The sequence below is a fragment of the Microbacterium oleivorans genome (assembly GCF_023715745.1).
Classification (GTDB): domain Bacteria; phylum Actinomycetota; class Actinomycetes; order Actinomycetales; family Microbacteriaceae; genus Microbacterium; species Microbacterium oleivorans_D.
Genome location: NZ_JAMBOV010000001.1, coordinates 869,572 through 885,880, shown reverse-complemented (window position 1 = coordinate 885,880; position 16,309 = coordinate 869,572). Strand labels below are relative to the sequence as shown.

Here is a 16,309-nt window from a genome sequence, read left to right as displayed (position 1 = left end):
GCCCTCACACCGAGAAGTACTTCGCTTCGGGGTGGTGGAAGACGAAAGCATCCGTCGACTGCTCGGGGTGCAGCTGCAGCTCGTCGCTGAGCTCGACCCCCATCCGCTCCGGCCGCAGCAGCTCCACGACTTTTCTGCGGTCCTCCATGTCGGGGCACGCCGGGTAGCCGAGCGAGAACCGGGCGCCCCGGTACTCGAGCTTGAACAGCCCCGCAGTGTCGGTCGGGTCCTCGCCCGCGAAACCGAGCTCGGCGCGGACGCGGGCGTGCCAGAACTCGGCGAGCGCCTCGGTCAGCTGCATCACGAGACCGTTGAGCTCGAAGTAGTCCCGGTACCGGTTCTCGGCGAACAGCTTCGCGGTGACCTGGTCGATGCGCGCGCCGGCCGTCACGAGCTGCACGGGAAGCACGTCCACCTGCCCCGACTCGCGTGACCGCACGAAGTCGGCGAGGCACAGGTGGCGGTCGCGTCGCTGCCGCGGGAACGAGAACCGCAGCCGCTCGGCGCCGACCTCGCCCCCGGAACCGCCGTCGGGCGCGAGCAGCCCCGGCACGCCGAGGCGCCCGGCGGCATCCGCCCCGTGATGAAGCACCACGACGTCGTCGCCCTCGCTCACGACCGGGAAGTAGCCGTAGGCGACGGACGCGTCGAGCATGCCTTCTGCGAGGATGCGGTCGAGCCAGTACCGCAGCCGCGGGCGCCCCTCGGTCTCGACGAGCTGCTCGTAGCTGAGACCGTCCTCGCCGCGGCCGGGCTTGAGGCCCCACTGCCCCATGAACGTCGCGCGCTCGTCGAGGAAGGCGGCGTAGTCGGCGAGCGCGACGCCGCGGACGATCCGGGTGCCCCAGAAGGGCGGCGCGGGAACAGGGTTGTCGGATGCCACGTCCGACCGCCCGGGCATCGCTTCGGGCTCGGTCAGGGTGAGCTTGGACCCCGCGGAGTGGATGCGCTTCTTCAGCGCAGGGAGACCGACCGATCCCGGGTCCGCCCCGCGCGCGATCTTCACGAGGGGCTCCATGAGCGCCAGGCCCTCGAAGGCGTCCTTCGCGTATCGGACCTCGCCGGGGAAGATCCCCGCGAGATCGTCTTCGACGTACGCACGGGTGAGGGCCGCACCGCCGAGGATCACGGGCCAGCGGCCCGCGAGGCCGCGGGAGGCGAGCTCCTCGAGGTTCTCCTTCATGACGACGGTGGACTTCACGAGCAGGCCGCTCATGCCGATGACATCGGCGTCGTGCTCTTCGGCGGCCGCGATGATGTCGGCGATGGGCTGCTTGATGCCGAGGTTCACGACGGTGTAGCCGTTGTTCGTCAGGATGATGTCGACGAGGTTCTTGCCGATGTCGTGGACGTCGCCGCGGACGGTCGCGAGGACGATCGTGCCCTTGCCCGACGCGCCGGTGCGCTCCATGTGGGGTTCGAGGAGCGCGACCGCCGTCTTCATGACCTCGGCGGACTGCAGCACGAACGGCAGCTGCATCTGGCCCGCACCGAACCGCTCGCCGACGACGTTCATGCCTTCGAGCAGGTGGTCGTTGATGATGTCGAGCGGGGCGACGCCGTTCTCGCGCGCGAGGTCGAGGTCGGCCTCGAGGCCCTTCAGCTCGCCGTCGATGATGCGACGCTCCAACCGCTCCCCCACGGGCAGCGCGGCGAGCTCAGCAGCGCGCTGGTCGCGGAGCGCTGCGGTGTCGACGCCCGCGAACATGTCGAGCATGACGGCGAGCGGATCGTAGGTGACGTTCCCCTCGGCATCCGTCTCGCGCCGGTCCCACACCAGGTCGAGCGCGACTTTCCGCTGCCCCTCGGGGATCGAGGCGAGCGGCACGATCTTGGCCGCGTCGACGATCGCCGAGGTGAGCCCGGCCTGCGTCGCCTCGTGCAGGAAGACGGAGTTCAGGACCGACCGTGCCGCGGGGTTCAGACCGAACGAGACGTTCGAGACGCCCAGGGTCGTGTTGATGCCCGGGTATTTCGCGACGAGTGCGCGGATCGCCTCGATCGTCTCGATCGCGTCGCGACGGGTCTCCTCCTGCCCGGTCGCGATCGGGAAGGTGAGACAGTCGACGACGATGTCCGAGACCCGCATCCCCCACACCCCGACGAGTTCGTCGACCAGCCGTGAGGCGATCCGCAGCTTGTCGGCGGCGGTGCGCGCCTGGCCCTGCTCGTCGATCGTGAGCGCGATGACGGCGCTGCCGTGCTCCTTGACCAACGGCATGATGCGGCCGAATCGGCTCGCGGGGCCGTCGCCGTCCTCGTAGTTGACCGAGTTCACGACGGGGCGCCCGCCGATGAGCTCGAGGCCCGCCTGCAGGACGGCGGGTTCGGTGGAGTCGATGACGAGCGGGAGAGTGGATGCCGAGGCGAACCGCGACACGATCTCGCGCACGTCGGCGACCCCGTCGCGACCGACGTAGTCGACGCACACGTCGAGCAGGTGCGCGCCGACGCGGATCTGGTTCCGCGCGATCTCGACGCAGTCGTCCCAGCGCCCGTCGAGCATCGCCTCGCGGAACGCCTTCGACCCGTTCGCGTTGGTGCGCTCCCCGATGGCGAGGTACGCCGTGTCCTGGTCGAACGGCACGTGCTGGTAGAGCGAGGCGACCCCCGGCTCGATCATCGGCGAGCGCGGAGCCGGTGCGGCGACCGGGCGGAGCCGCTCGACGACGGCCGACATGTGCTCCGGGGTCGTGCCGCAGCATCCGCCGACCAGGCCCAGTCCGAACTCGCGCACGAACTGCTCGTGCGCGGTCGCGAGCTCGTCGGGCGTCAGCGGGTAGTGCGCACCGGCGGCCGTGAGCACCGGCAGCCCCGCGTTCGGCATGCAGACGACCGGCACCGTCGCGTGCTTCGAGAGGTGGCGCAGGTGCTCGCTCATCTCGGTGGGGCCGGTTGCGCAGTTCAAGCCGATCGCGTCGACGCCGAGCGGTTCGAGGGCGGTCAGCGCCGCACCGATCTCGGACCCCATGAGCATCGTCCCCGTCGTCTCGACGGTCACCTCGACGAAGATCGGCAGACGGATGCCGCGGTGCACGATCGCCTGCTTGCATCCGTTGACGGCGGCCTTGGTCTGCAGCAGGTCCTGGGAGGTCTCGATGAGGAGGGCGTCCGCGCCGCCGTCGATGAGGCCCTCGGCCTGCAGGGCGAAGGTCTCCTTGAGGTGCTCGTAGGTGGTGTGCCCGAGGCTCGGGAGCTTCGTGCCTGGCCCCAGGGAACCGAGCACCCAGCGGATGCGGCCGTCCGCGGCTTCAGCCGCGTCGACGCGCTCACGGGCGATGCGGGCGCCGGCGGCGGCGAGTTCGTGGATGCGGTCGTCGATGCCGTAGTCCGAGAGGTTCGACCAGTTCGCCCCGAACGTGTTCGTCTCGATCGCGTCGATCCCGGTGGCGAGGTACTCGTCGTGGATGGCGGCGATCATGTCGGGCCGCGAGACGTTGAGGATCTCGTTGCACCCCTCGAGCTGCTGGTAGTCCTCGAGCGTCGGGTCGTGGCGCTGCAGCATGGTGCCCATCGCGCCGTCGGCGATCACGACCCGTTCAGCGAGCGCGTCCAGGAGCGCCTGCGCTCGCGCCGTGCGGGGGACGGATTCGACGTCGAGGGGGAAGCGGAGGGCGAGGGTGCTGCTCACCCGCGCGAGTCTACTTCCGGGGCGTCGTCGCGGACCCGCCCGCCGACCGCGGACGTCACGCGCCGTGGCGGGCCAGGATGGGGGCATGCACCTGCCCTCACTGACCGACCTGCGCGCGAGCGCGCGGGTGGTCTCCCTTCCGCTGCACACCCGGTTCCGCGGCATCCTCGTCCGCGAGGCCATGCTGCTCGAGGGCCCCGAGGGGTGGGCGGAGTTCTCACCCTTCACCGAGTACGCCGACGCCGAGGCTGCTGCCTGGCTCGCCGCCGCGATCGAGTACGGGTGGGAGGGCACGCCCGCCCCCGCGCGCGAGGCGATACCGGTGAACGCGACGGTGCCGGCGGTGGCCGCGGCATCCGTCCCCGACGTCCTCGCCCGCTTCGACGGATGCCGCACCGCGAAGGTCAAGGTCGCCGAACCCGGGCAGACCCTCGCCGACGACGTCGCCCGCGTACGGGCGGTCCGCGCGGCGATGGGTCCGCAGGGCCGCATCCGCGTCGACGCGAACGGCGCCTGGAACGTCGACGAGGCCGAGCACGCCGTCCACGCCCTGGCGGAGTTCGACCTCGAGTACGTCGAACAGCCGTGCGCCACGGTGCCCGAGCTCGCAGAGCTGCGCACCCGCATCCGCTACATGGACATCCCCATCGCCGCCGACGAGAGCGTCCGGAAGGCCGAGGACCCCGTCGCCGTCGCCCGCGCCGGCGCGGCCGACCTGCTCGTCGTCAAGGTGCAGCCGCTCGGCGGCGTGCGGCGCGCACTCGCGGTCGTGGCCGAGGCGGGACTGCCCGCCGTCGTCTCGAGCGCGCTCGACACCTCCGTCGGCCTCGCGATGGGCACCGCCCTCGCCGCGGCTCTGCCCGACCTCGCGTTCGACTGCGGGCTGGGGACGGCGTCGCTGCTCGCCGCCGATGTCACGGCGGAGTCGCTTCGACCACGCTCCGGCGAGCTCCCGGTGGGGCGAATCGCCCCCGACACGGCGCTGCTCGAAACCCACGCCGCGGCGCCGGAACGGCGGGACTGGTGGCTCGCGCGCCTCGAGCGCTGTCACGCGCTCCTCTCAGCGAGCTGACGCTCAGGGCTCGCCGACGAGGAGCGGCACGAGCTGCTCCAGACGGGACTGCATCGCGCGGTTCGCCTGCCGCTCCGAGAGCCGCTCCAGAGCCGCCTGCACGCTGCACTGCTCCGACACGTCCAGCAGCAGCGCGGCCGCGTCGGCCACCGGCATCCGCAGCGGCAGGGAGTGGAGGTCGCTCACGTCGCGGACGATCGTCTCGATACGCCCCAGCATCTGCGCCCGCCACGCCAGGAACGCCTCCGCCAGCCGCGGGTCGCGGAGCGCCTGCGTGCGGACCTCACTGAGAAGCTGCGGCTCCATCCGCTCCGCGAGCGACATGTCGGCGACCTGCCGGACGAGATCGACCGGACTGTCGGTTCCCGAGAGCCCTTTCACCCGCACGGACACCTCGTCGAGCTTGTCCTCCGACAGCTGACGGATGAGGGCGAGGAAGAGCTCGTCCTTGGACTCGAAGTTCGAGTAGAACGCGCCGCGCGTGAATCCGGCGCGCTCGCAGATCGCCTCGACGGAGGCGGCGTCGAGGCCGACCTCGGCGAAGACCTCGTGCGCGGCCTCGAGCAGGCGTGCCCGCGTGTTCTCGCGACTGCGCGCCATCTCACACCCACCCCTCAGACTCGGCACCCTCGTGCGGGTCTACGATACACATGTGTATCGGATACAGCGCTGTATCGAACCCGTCCGACTCTGACCAGGAGCGCCCGTGTCCACCATCCTCTTCACACTCGGCCGATGGGCCTACCGCCACTCGTGGCGCGTGCTCATCGCCTGGATCGTCCTGCTCGGCATCGTCGGCGGCGGCGTCGCCCTCTTCGCCAAGAGCACGGACAACTCGTTCGGGATCCCCGGCACCGAGGCGCAGCAGGGCATCGAGCTGCTGAATCGCACCTTCCCGCAGGCCAGCGGGGCGAGCGCGCAGCTCATCGTCGTCGCGCCTGAGGGCGAGACCGTCGAGGATCAGCCGCTCCGGGGCGAGATCGATGACGTCGTGAAGGCACTCGGAGACGTCGACGGCGTCACCTCGGCCACCTCGCCGTTCGACGAGATGGTCGAGGGTCTGGTCTCCGACGACGAACGCGCGGCCCTCATCCAGATGCAGTTCGACGGTCAGTCGACGGAGGTGTCCGACGCGACGATCGCAGCGGTCGAGAAGGCCGCAGCCGACTTCCACGACCAGCTGCCCGCCGGGGCGCAGTCGGCGCTCGGCGGCGACCTGTTCGCGGCGTCGATCCCCGCCCTGTCGATCGTCGAGGTGATCGGCGTGCTCGTCGCGCTGTTCGTCCTCATCGTGACGTTCCGCTCGTTTGCCGTCGCCTGGTTCCCGCTCGTCAGCGCGCTGATCGGCGTGGCCCTCGCGATCGCCCTCATCTTCCTCTCGACCGCCGTCGCGTCGATCTCGTCCACGACGCCGATGCTGGCGGTGATGCTCGGCCTCGCCGTCGGCATCGACTACGCGCTGTTCATCGTGTCGAGACACCAGGATCAGGTGCGTGCGGGCATGGATCCCGAGGAGTCCGCCGCCCGCGCCGTGGGCACCGCGGGCTCCGCCGTTCTCTTCGCCGGCGTCACAGTCATGATCGCGCTCGTGGGCCTCAGCATCGCGAACATCCCGTTCCTGTCCACGATGGGCATCGCCGCCGCGGTCGCGGTCGCCGTGGCCGTCGCGGTCGCGGTCAGCCTGACACCCGCCCTCCTCGGGTTCGCGAAGGGTCGCGTGGTCGGCTGGGGCGGACGGATGCTGCAGCGCGGCGTCCCGACCCGCCGTCGCACGGCGGATGCCGCCGACGACGAGAGCGAGAGCACCGCGGATGCCGCGCCCGCCGCGCCGACGGCCCTGCGGCCGAACCGCTGGGTCATGCTCGTCACGCGGCATCCGGTCATCGCCACCGTCGCCGTCATCGTCGGCCTCGGGGTCATGGCGATCCCGTCCGCGAGCCTGCACCTCGCCCTGCCGAACGCGGGCGTCCAGCCCCCCTCGAGCCAGGCGCGCCAGGCTTACGACCTGAACGCCGAGTACTTCGGCGCGGGGTCGAACGGCCCCCTCGTCATGACCGGGACGATCGTCACCTCCACCGATCCGCTCGGCCTCATGGCGGACCTCAAGGAAGAGGTCGAGGCGATCCCCGGCGTCGAGCGGGTCGCGCTCGCGACGCCGAACGAGACCGCCGACACCGGCCTCATCCAGATCGTTCCGACGACGGCTCCCGACGACCCCGCGACCGCGGACCTCGTGCGCGAGCTGCGGTCTCATCACGACGAGTGGGAGGACGAGTACGGCGTCGACCTGAAGGTGACCGGCTACACCGCCGTCGGCATCGACGTCTCCGACCGGCTGGGCGCGGCCCTGCTCCCCTTCGGGATCTTCGTCGTCGGTCTCTCCTTCGTCCTCCTGATGATCGTCTTCCGGTCCATCTGGGTGCCACTCAAGGCGACCCTCGGCTACCTGTTGTCGATCCTCGCCGCCTTCGGCGCGGTCGCCGCCGTGTTCGAGTGGGGCTGGCTCGCCGACCTCCTCCACGTCACGCGCACGGGCCCCGTCATCAGCTTCATGCCGATCATCCTCATGGGCGTGCTCTTCGGCCTGGCCATGGACTACGAGGTCTTCCTCGTCTCGCGTATGCGCGAGGACTTCGTCCACGCCGTGCGCGCCCGCGCCGGGCGGTCGGACCGCGAGACCGCCGTCGCCGCGGTCCGGAGCGGCTTCACCGCCTCGGCCCGTGTCGTCGTCGCTGCGGCGGTCATCATGTTCGCCGTCTTCGCCGCGTTCGTCCCCGAAGGCGACAGCTCCATCAAACCCATCGCTCTCGGCCTCGCCGTGGGCATCGCCGTCGACGCGTTCCTCGTCCGCATGACGCTCACCCCGGCGGTGATGGCCCTGCTGGGCGACAAGGCGTGGTGGATGCCGCGGTGGCTCGAACGCCTGCTCCCGAAGGTCGACATCGAGGGCGAGGCCGTCGAGCACGAACGCAGCCACGCCGACTGGCCGGAACCCGATTACCGCGGCGCGCTGGCGGCCGACGACCTCGAGGTCCGCGCCGAGACCGCCGACGGCGACGTGGTGCTCTTCTCGGGTGCGAGCGTCCGTCTCGCCGAGGGCGGCACGCTCCTCGTGACGGCCGACGATCCGCACGTCTCGCGTGCGTTCCTGCTGACCGTCGCCGGTCGGATCGAGCCCACCGACGGACTCCTGCGGGTGTCGGGTCACCTGCTGCCCGGTCGCGCCGCCTGGGTCCGCGCCCACGTGTCGATCGCCGAGCTCGCGGGTGCCGACGCCCCCCTGACCGAGTTGCGGCGCGCCCTCGCCGGCCGCACACGCTTCATCGTGATCGCGGGGCTCGACACCCTGACCGGAGCGTCCCGCGACCAGGCGGCAGCCCTCCTGCGCGACGCCGCGAACGCGGTCGCCGCGAAGGCGGGCGAGCTGACGGTCGTCGCGTCCGCGCGCGATCTCGACGCGGCTCGCGGCCTGCTCGCGGACGCGTATCGGCCGAGACCCGAGACGCTGCGACTCACCGTCCCTGCTCCCCGCACGACCGACGCCGACACCCAGGTGATCCCCTCATGACTCTCCCCATCGAACGCGCACAGACCCGACGACCCGTCTCCTGGCTCACGCTCCTCGGCGTGCTCCTGCTGCCGGCGGTGATCGGCGGCATCCTCGTGGCGGCGCTCTACAACCCGACCGAACGGCTCGACGCGATGAACACCGCGATCGTGAACAACGACGAGCCGGTGGAGGTCAACGGTCAGACGACGCCGCTCGGCCGCCTCCTCACGGCCGGGCTGGTCGAGGGCTCGGACGACCTCGACAGCAACCTGACGTGGACCATCTCCAACACGGAGGACGCCACGCAGGGCCTCGAGGACGGCACCTACGACGCGATCGTCACCATCCCGAAGAACTTCTCGGCTGCGGCCACCTCGACCGCCCCCGGTGGCACCCCGGAACGCGCGACCATCGAGCTGACCCCCTCCCCCGACGCGCGCATCGTCGACGACGCCATCACCAACCAGGTGACCTCCACCGCGGCATCCGTCCTCGGTGAGCAGCTCACGACGACCTACCTCGAGAACGTCTTCCTCGGGTTCACGACCCTGAACGAACAGCTGGGTGAGGCCGCCGACGGGGCGACCCAGCTCGCGGACGGCGCGACCAGCGCAGCCGACGGCGCCGCGCAGCTGGCCGACGGCGCGTCGACCGCCGCCGACGGCGGGTACTCACTCGCCGACGGTGTGCGGCAGCTGCAGTCCGGCGCCTCGGGCGTCGCGTCCGGAGCGGGATCGCTCGCCACCGGCGCGAGCGGCATCGCCGACGGCGCGCGGGGCCTCGCCGACGGGGCCGGCACGGCCGCGGACGGCATCGACCAGCTCGCGGACGGCGCAGACCAGCTCGCCGAGGGCGCCGCCCAGACCTCCCAGGGACTCGACGAGTGGGCGGCGGGCGCTCGCCCGATCGCCGACGGCACGCAGCAGCTCGCCGACGGCCTGACGCAGGCCGCGCAGCAGACCGCCGCGATCCCCGCCATCCCGAGCGACCTCGTCGACGGGATCAAGGCGCTCACCTCCGACGGCGCGCAGAACCGCGAGGCGGTGACCGCGGCTGTGCAGGCGATCTCCGCGGCCGCGGCGGCCTGCGACCCCGAGGTCGCGGGCGCGGAGCTGTGCGATTCATTGACGGATGCCGCGGCGCAAGCCGCCGCCGCCCTCCCCGGCCTGCAGGACACCGTCGGCGACGCGGAGCAGCTCGCGGAGGACATCGACACGCTCGCGAACTTCGGCCCCACCCTGACGCAGGGACTGCAGACCTCCGCCGCGGCTGCGCAGCAGCTCGCGACCGGGATGGACCAGCTCGCCGACGGCGCCGATCAGCTCGCCGGCGGGGCGGGTCAGCTGTCCACGGGCGCCGCAGGTCTTGCGGACGGTGCCGGACAAGCCGCGACGGGGGTACGCCGGCTCGCGGGCGGTGCCGATCAGCTCGCCGATGGTGCGGACCAGCTCGCGTCGGGTGCCGGGCAGCTCTCGACGGGAGCCCAGGCCCTCGCCACGGGCGCCGGTACGGCCGCCGACGGCACCGACCAGCTGGCGGACGGCGTCGGCGCACTGGCGACCGGCGCCGGCGACCTGTCGACGGGTGTCGGCCAGCTCGCCGACGGGACCGGCGACCTCGCGAGCGGCCTCGGGAAGGCGGTCGACGGGGTGCCGACCTACACCGACTCGCAGGCGAAGGACCTCGCGGCCGTCGTCGCCGAACCCGTCGTCGCCGACGGCACCGGGACGTCGCTCTTCGGGGCGTCCGCTGTGCCGCTCCTGGCGACCCTCGCACTCTGGTTCGGCGGCCTCGCGTCGTTCGTGGTGCTGCAGGCGATCCCGCGCACGGCGCTCTCGTCCCGGCGCTCGTCCGCGGGCCTCGCGCTGCGCGCACTGGCGCCGGGCGCCGCGGTCGGCGCGCTGCAGGGTGTGCTCGTCGCGGTCGTCGTCCAGCTCGCCGCCGGCTACGACGTGGGCGCATGGGCGCTCTTCGCGGCGATGTGCGTGCTCGCCGGCATCGCCTTCGCGGCGGTGAACCACGCGCTCGTCGCCCTGTTCGGCGGCATCGGGCGCTGGATCTCGGTGCTCGTGGGAGTCCTGGCGGTCGCGACGGGAATCGTCTCGACCGTTCCGGGCACGCTTCTCGACATCGCGGGGCTCCTGCCGACGGCCCCGGCTTACACCGCGATGCTGGCCTCGCTGACGGATGCCGGGGGCGGCGCCCCCGCTGCCATCGCCCTCGTCATCTGGACGGTCCTGGCCGTCGCGGCGAGCATCCTGGCCGTCGCGCGACACCGCTCCACCTCCGCCCGCGCGGTGCTCTCGCAGCCCGCCTGATCCGCCTACGACCCGCGCCGCGGATGCCGGCGCGGGTCAGGGCGCGAGGCGGATGCCGGTGGTCATCGTCAGCTCGACGCCGCCGGGCACCTCGACCGCCTCGACTGCGACCGTGATCGCCTCGATCTCCGCGAGCGAGGTGAGGTGGGTGCCGCCGCACGGCAGCTCGACGGTCCCCTCGGGGAGCTCGCAGCGCCACGTGCGACGCCCGGCGAGTGTGTGATCCTCGCGATGGATGCCGATGGCTCCCGGTGATCCCGCCCAGCCGGCCAGCACGGCGTTCGCACGCTCCTCGACGGCGCGCAGGTCATCGAGCGCGGCGGGGTCGAAGCCCTTCCGGCGCAGCGACTTGCCGATGCGGTACACGTCGGTAGAGCCGTACTCCGTGATGCGGGAGGTCTGGATCGCCAGCATGTCGAACGCGGGGTGACCCGCGGCATCCGTCGGCACGTCCTTCTTCCAGGCGTCCGAGAGCGCGGCGTCCAAGGCGAGCGAGGCGAGGTGGCACGCGGTGTGCCCGGCCGACAGCGCGGCGCGCAGCCGTCCGTCGACATGCGCGTCCACGGCGGTTCCGACCTTCGGCCCGGCGCCGTCGAGGACATGGACGACGACGAAGGTCCACCCCTCCGTTCCCATGCGGACGGGCAGATCGTGTCCGACGACGAGATCGCCCTCGTGCACTCCCCCGGTGACGACGGTTGCGACGCGCACATCCCCGTCGGGGGTCCGCAGGAGGCCGGTGTCGGCGGGCTGGTCGGGCCACGCCGTGTCGACCGGGTGGAAGGGGGTGGTCTCGAGCACGACCCCTGTCCGCCCGTCCCCGAGGACGGTGACGTGGGTAACGGTGGACGAGCCGGTGAGCGCGCCGTCGGGGTAGGTGACGACGGTCGGAGCGAGTTCGGTCACGCGATCAGCTGGGCAGGCCGCTGTACGAGTGCAGGCCCTGGAAGAACTGGTTCACGATCGTGAAGTTGAACAGCACCGCCGTGAAGCCGACGATCGACAGCCAAGCCGATCGCGTGCCGCGCCAGCCGCGCGTCGCGCGGGCGTGGATGTACCCGGCGTACACGACCCAGATCACGAAGGTCCAGACCTCCTTCGTGTCGAAGCCCCAGTAGCGGCCCCACGCGTCGTTGGCCCAGATGGCGCCGGCGATGAGCGTGAACGTCCACAGCACGAAGCCGATGATGGCGAAGCGGTAGGCGAGGGACTCGAGCACGTCGGCGCTCGGGAGGGTCCGCAGGAACGGCAGTCGGGTGCGCGGCGCGGCATCCGTCCCCACCGCGGCCAGCGCGAGCCGTTCCCGGCGCGACTGCAGGAGCTGCACGACCGAGAGGGCGAAGGCGATCGCCAGGAACGCCGAGGCGAGCGAGGCGACGAAGACGTGGATGACGAGCCAGACGCTCTTGAGCGGGTCGGACAGCGGCACGACCTCGACGTAGTACGCGAGCGCCGCGCCGCCGAGGAGGACGACGATCAGTCCGTTGATGAACGCGCCGAGGAAGCGCAGGTCGTACTTGACGAGCACGCCCAGGAAGACGGCGACGACCAGAAGCGTGCCGGTGAGCGCGAACTCGTAGTTGTTCGACCACGGCACCCGGCCGGCGGCGATGCCGCGGGTGACGTCGGCACCGAGGTGGAACAGCCAGGCGATCGTCGTCAGCACGACGCCGAGTCGGGCGAACAGGAACCGCCCCCGCTGCGAGGGCGCCGCCTCGAGCGCGACCTTGGCCGCGGCCTCCTCGGCGCGTATCTCGTCGATCGTCTGCCCGCCGCCGGCGGCGACGAGTGTGCGCGCCTGCGCCTGAGCCTTGGCGTCCTGCGCGACGATCGCGAGCTCCGAGCGGCGCGCGAGGTCGACGGTGAAGGCGAGGAAGCCGAGCGTGTAGACCGCGATCGCGGTCCACAACAGCAGGACGGAGATGTCATCGAACGACATGGGGTCCTCCGGAGGAGATGGGTGGTTTCAGTCTACGTTCGCCGGGCTGACCGGGGCGGATGCCGGTTCCTCGCCGAGCGTGTCAGCGTGGCGTCGGGCGAGGTCGGCGACCGCGACGGCGATCGCGGGGTCCTCGCCGCGGGCCAGGCCCGCGTACTCGATCCGCACCTCGTCGCCGTCGGGAGTCGCCTTCACCCACATGCGACGGCGCGGCACGAACAACGCCGTGAACAGCCCGAGCATGGCGAGGATCGCGAACACGAGCACCCACGTCGCACTCGAGTCGTTGTGGATCGACAGCGAGATGTAGCGCTTGACGGACTCGGGGGCGCCGGCGCTCCGCTCGTCCTCGAAGGTCACCGTGCCGCGGCCGCCGGGCAGGTCGACCGTCTGGCCCGGCGAGAGCTCGAGCGACGGGGCGTCGGCGTTGCGTCCCGCGATCTCGGTCATGCCGTCGGTGTCGAGGGCGTACACCGAGCGCGGCGTGCCGTCGTCGATGCCGAGGTCGCCCTCGTAGACGAAGAAGGTCAGGCGGGGGTCGAGCAGATCCCCGTAGGCGGAGGTCAGCGCACCCGTGTCGAGCTCGGCGACCGTCGGGTAGAAGAAGCCGACCATGCCGAGCTGCTCGCCGCCGGTGTCGGGGATCTTGACGACGCCCTGCGAGGTCATCGTCGCGCTCTGCGGCAGGAACGGGACGGACTCGCTGAACACCACGTCACCGGCGCCGTTGCGCACCGTGATCGTCGGAGCGTAGCCGTTGCCCATGAGGTACACGCGGTCGCCGGCCATCGTGATGGGGTGGTTCACCTCGATCACCTGATCCTCGGGATCCTGGCCCGGGAAGCGGGTGGTCACGTGCGCGGCGAAATCGCCCGCCTGACCCGAGCCCGGCGCGTAGGTCACATCGAACCGGTCGAGGGTGATGGAGTACGGCGTCAGCGCCTCGGTGTCGACGAAGCGGCCCGGGTTGAAGGACGTGTAGCCGAGACCCAGGGAGTTCACGAAGCCGTCGCCCTCGGTGATGACGGTCTGGCCGGTATAGGTGAAGCCGCCGCCGATGCCCACCGACAGCAGCACGCCGACCAGCGCGCCGTGGAAGACCAGGTTCCCCGTCTCGCGCAGATAGCCGCGCTCGGCCGAGACCGAGGCGACGCCGTTCCGGTCGTAGCGCTCGACCCGGTAGCGCGCCGAGCGGAGCTGCGCCTCGGCGAGGTCGACGGCGTGCGCGGCGTGGCCCGCGGCATCCTCCCCCTCGGGGACCGGGACCGTGGTCTCGGCGTGGTCGGCCAGCCGCGACAGCCGCGCGGGGGTCCGCGGCGGGCGCGCGCGCAGCGCCTTCCAGTGGTGCTTCGTCCGCGGCAGGACGCAGCCGATCAGCGAGATGAACAGCAGGATGTAGATCGCCGAGAACCACACCGAGGTGTAGACGTCGAACAGCTGGAGCGCGTCGAACGTCGGGTACAGATCGGGGTTGGTGGCCCGCCACTGCGTGACGCCGTTCGGGTCGGCGCTGCGCTGCGGGACGAGTGAGCCCGGGATGGCGGCGATCGCGAGCAGCAGCAGCAGGACGAGGGCCGTCCGCATGCTCGTCAGCTGACGCCAGCCCCAGCGCAGCCATCCGACGAACCCGAGCGCCGGCTGGGCGACGCCGTCCGACTGGTCGCGCTCGCGCGCTGCCGTGTCGAGGCGGTCCTCGGTGCGATCGAGGTGGTCGCCGGGGCGGAGCGGACCGTCGACGACGTCCGCGCGGGGGTCAGAGGAACGTCGGGACACCGGCCACCACCCCCTGGAACGAGGCCATGAGCGAGGTCCACAGACCCGTCACCATGAGGACGCCGAGGAGCACGAGCATGGCACCGCCGATGATGTTCACGGCGCGGATGTGCCGGCGGATGAACGCGACCGACCGCGTCGCCCACGACGCGCCGACCGCGAGCAGGATGAAGGGCACACCGAGGCCCAGCGAGTACGCGACGGCGAGGAGACCCGCGCGCGTCGGATCGGCCTGGCTGTACGCCATGCTTAGGATCGTCGCGAGGGTCGGGCCGATGCAGGGCGCCCAGCCGACACCCATCGCGACGCCGAGCAGGGGCGCCCCCACCAGGCCCAGGTTCTGCGTGAGCTGCGGCCGGTACGTGCGCTGCGCGAGGCCGAACACACCCACGAAGACCAGCCCCATGACGATGACGACGGCGCCGAGCACCCGCGTGATGATCTCCTCGTACTGCAGGAAGAGCCGTCCAAGGCTTCCGGCGAACACCCCCATCGACAGGAAGACGACGGTGAAGCCGGCGATGAACAGCAGCACCCCGATCAGGAGCCGACCGCGTCCCACGGCGGGACGGGTCGCGGTCGCCGTGGCGACGCCGGCACCGGATGCCGCAGCCCGGGCCACCGGCATCCGTCGCCCGTCGCGGGGGGTCATGGCGCCGCCGAGGAATCCGAGGTAGCCCGGGACGAGCGGGAGGACGCAGGGAGAGAGGAACGAGACGAGACCGGCGAGCGCGGCGATCGGGATCGCGATCCAGAGCGCCCCGTCCGCGACGACCGCGCCGGGGTTCACTGCTTCTCCGCCAGGGTGTCCTCGACGAGGTCGCGGAGGGTCGTGGCATCCGGCAGCTGGCCGAACAGGCGCGCGGCGACCCGACCCTCACGGTCCACGACGAGTGTCGTCGGCGCCGCCTGGAGCGAGGTCCAGTCCGCGAACGCGAGCTTCAGGTCGACGTCGCCGCGGGCGAGGATCGAGGGGTAGGTGATCCCATAGGTCTCGTCGAACGAGGTCGCCTGCTCGGGTCCGTCGTAGATGTTGACGCCGAGGAACTGCGCGCCGTCCGCCTTCGTGTCCTGGAACGTCTCCTCGAGGACAGGCGCCTCGGCACGGCACGGACCGCAGGCGGCGTACCAGAAGTTCAGGACGACGACGTCACCGGCGAAGTCGGCGCTCGAGACGGTCGACCCGTCGACGGCGGTCCCGGTGAACGAGAGGGCCTCGCCGCGCTTCGCCGCGGGGATCGTCTCGACGCGCCCGTCACTCGAGATGAAGCCCTGGGTGTTGCCCTCGCGGTACAGGTTCGCGAGATCGTCGTTCTGGCCCGAGCACGCGGCGAGGCCGGCGACGAGCGTCACGGCCGCGAGAGCACCGAGGATGCGGCGCCTCATACCGCCCCCACGTCCACCGCGCCGGCGGTTGCGGCCGGCTCGGCATAGTCGACCTCACGCCACACGTCGCCCGAGAGCTCGAAGCTCGTGATGCTGGAGAGTTCGCAGCGACGACGGCGCGGGTCGTGTCGCAGCGGCAGCCCCGCGACGGAGAGGTGCGTGATCCAGATCGGCAGCTGATGCGAGACGATCACCGCGTCACCGGAGGGCGTGCGGTTCCACGCGTCGCGCATCGCCGCCTGCATCCGCTCGACGACCTCGAGGTAGGCCTCGCCCCAGCTCGGCAGGGCAGGGGTGCGCAGGTGCCACCAGTTGAGCGGGTTGCGCAGAGCGCTCCGCATCCGCTTGCCTTCGAAGACATTGGTCGGCTCGAGCACCCGGGCGTCGATGACGGGGGTGAGGCCGAAGACCTCCGCGATGGGGGCGGCGGACTCGCGCGCGCGTTCGAGTGGAGAGGAGACGAGCGACTTCACCGGTCGCCCCTGCGCCTTGAGGTGCTCCGCGGCGGCGCGGGCCATGCCACGGCCGTCATCGCTCAGATGGAAGCCGGGGAGGCGTCCGTACAGCACGCGCTCGGGGTTATGGACCTCCCCGTGGCGCACGAGATGGAGGCGGGCGGCGGGCACCCCTCCAGTCTACG

General features: G+C 71.6%; 11 protein-coding genes. 3 read left to right on the top strand and 8 right to left on the bottom strand.

Annotation, left to right across the window (positions count from 1 at the left end):
• Positions 1-4 precede the first annotated feature (4 nt).
• Positions 5-3,631 (bottom strand): methionine synthase, encoded by a 3,627-nt coding sequence (gene metH / locus M3190_RS04135; protein ID WP_251578589.1) that lies wholly within the window; start codon positions 3,629-3,631, stop codon positions 5-7.
• An 85-nt stretch (positions 3,632-3,716) separates the two neighbouring features.
• Between metH and M3190_RS04130 the strand changes: the two genes are divergently transcribed.
• Positions 3,717-4,703, top strand: a complete 987-nt coding sequence (locus tag M3190_RS04130; RefSeq protein ID WP_251578587.1) for an o-succinylbenzoate synthase — start codon at positions 3,717-3,719, stop codon at positions 4,701-4,703.
• A 3-nt stretch (positions 4,704-4,706) separates the two neighbouring features.
• Here the strand turns inward: M3190_RS04130 and M3190_RS04125 are convergent, their stop codons facing one another.
• Positions 4,707-5,303 (bottom strand): TetR/AcrR family transcriptional regulator, encoded by a 597-nt coding sequence (locus M3190_RS04125; RefSeq protein WP_251578585.1) that lies wholly within the window; start codon positions 5,301-5,303, stop codon positions 4,707-4,709.
• Between the two features lie 106 nt (positions 5,304-5,409).
• Between M3190_RS04125 and M3190_RS04120 the strand changes: the two genes are divergently transcribed.
• Positions 5,410-8,271, top strand: coding sequence for an MMPL family transporter (locus tag M3190_RS04120; protein WP_251578583.1), 2,862 nt, complete (start codon positions 5,410-5,412; stop codon positions 8,269-8,271).
• Positions 8,268-10,571, top strand: coding sequence for a YhgE/Pip domain-containing protein (locus M3190_RS04115; protein ID WP_251578581.1), 2,304 nt, complete (start codon positions 8,268-8,270; stop codon positions 10,569-10,571). Before M3190_RS04120 ends, M3190_RS04115 begins: the two co-directional genes overlap by 4 nt.
• Positions 10,572-10,607: 36 nt before the next feature.
• Here the strand turns inward: M3190_RS04115 and M3190_RS04110 are convergent, their stop codons facing one another.
• The 6 genes from M3190_RS04110 to M3190_RS04085 are packed head-to-tail and all read right to left on the bottom strand — an operon-like array spanning position 10,608 to position 16,295.
• Complete coding sequence (locus M3190_RS04110; protein ID WP_251578579.1) at positions 10,608-11,477, bottom strand: metal-dependent hydrolase; 870 nt, start codon at positions 11,475-11,477, stop codon at positions 10,608-10,610.
• A 4-nt stretch (positions 11,478-11,481) separates the two neighbouring features.
• Positions 11,482-12,510 (bottom strand): c-type cytochrome biogenesis protein CcsB, encoded by a 1,029-nt coding sequence (gene ccsB, locus M3190_RS04105; protein WP_251578577.1) that lies wholly within the window; start codon positions 12,508-12,510, stop codon positions 11,482-11,484.
• Positions 12,511-12,537: 27 nt separating this feature from the next.
• Entirely contained in the window at positions 12,538-14,283 is a 1,746-nt protein-coding gene (gene resB, locus M3190_RS04100; RefSeq protein WP_251578575.1) for a cytochrome c biogenesis protein ResB, read from the bottom strand.
• A complete protein-coding gene (locus M3190_RS04095; RefSeq protein WP_251578573.1) occupies positions 14,264-15,073 on the bottom strand; it encodes a cytochrome c biogenesis CcdA family protein in 810 nt (269 codons plus the stop codon). The genes resB and M3190_RS04095 overlap by 20 nt, the downstream gene beginning before the upstream one ends.
• Entirely contained in the window at positions 15,070-15,669 is a 600-nt protein-coding gene (locus tag M3190_RS04090; RefSeq protein ID WP_251578571.1) for a TlpA family protein disulfide reductase, read from the bottom strand. Before M3190_RS04090 ends, M3190_RS04095 begins: the two co-directional genes overlap by 4 nt.
• Positions 15,666-16,295, bottom strand: a complete 630-nt coding sequence (locus tag M3190_RS04085) for a histidine phosphatase family protein (protein ID WP_251578570.1) — start codon at positions 16,293-16,295, stop codon at positions 15,666-15,668. Before M3190_RS04085 ends, M3190_RS04090 begins: the two co-directional genes overlap by 4 nt.
• Between the last annotated feature and the right edge of the window lie 14 nt (positions 16,296-16,309).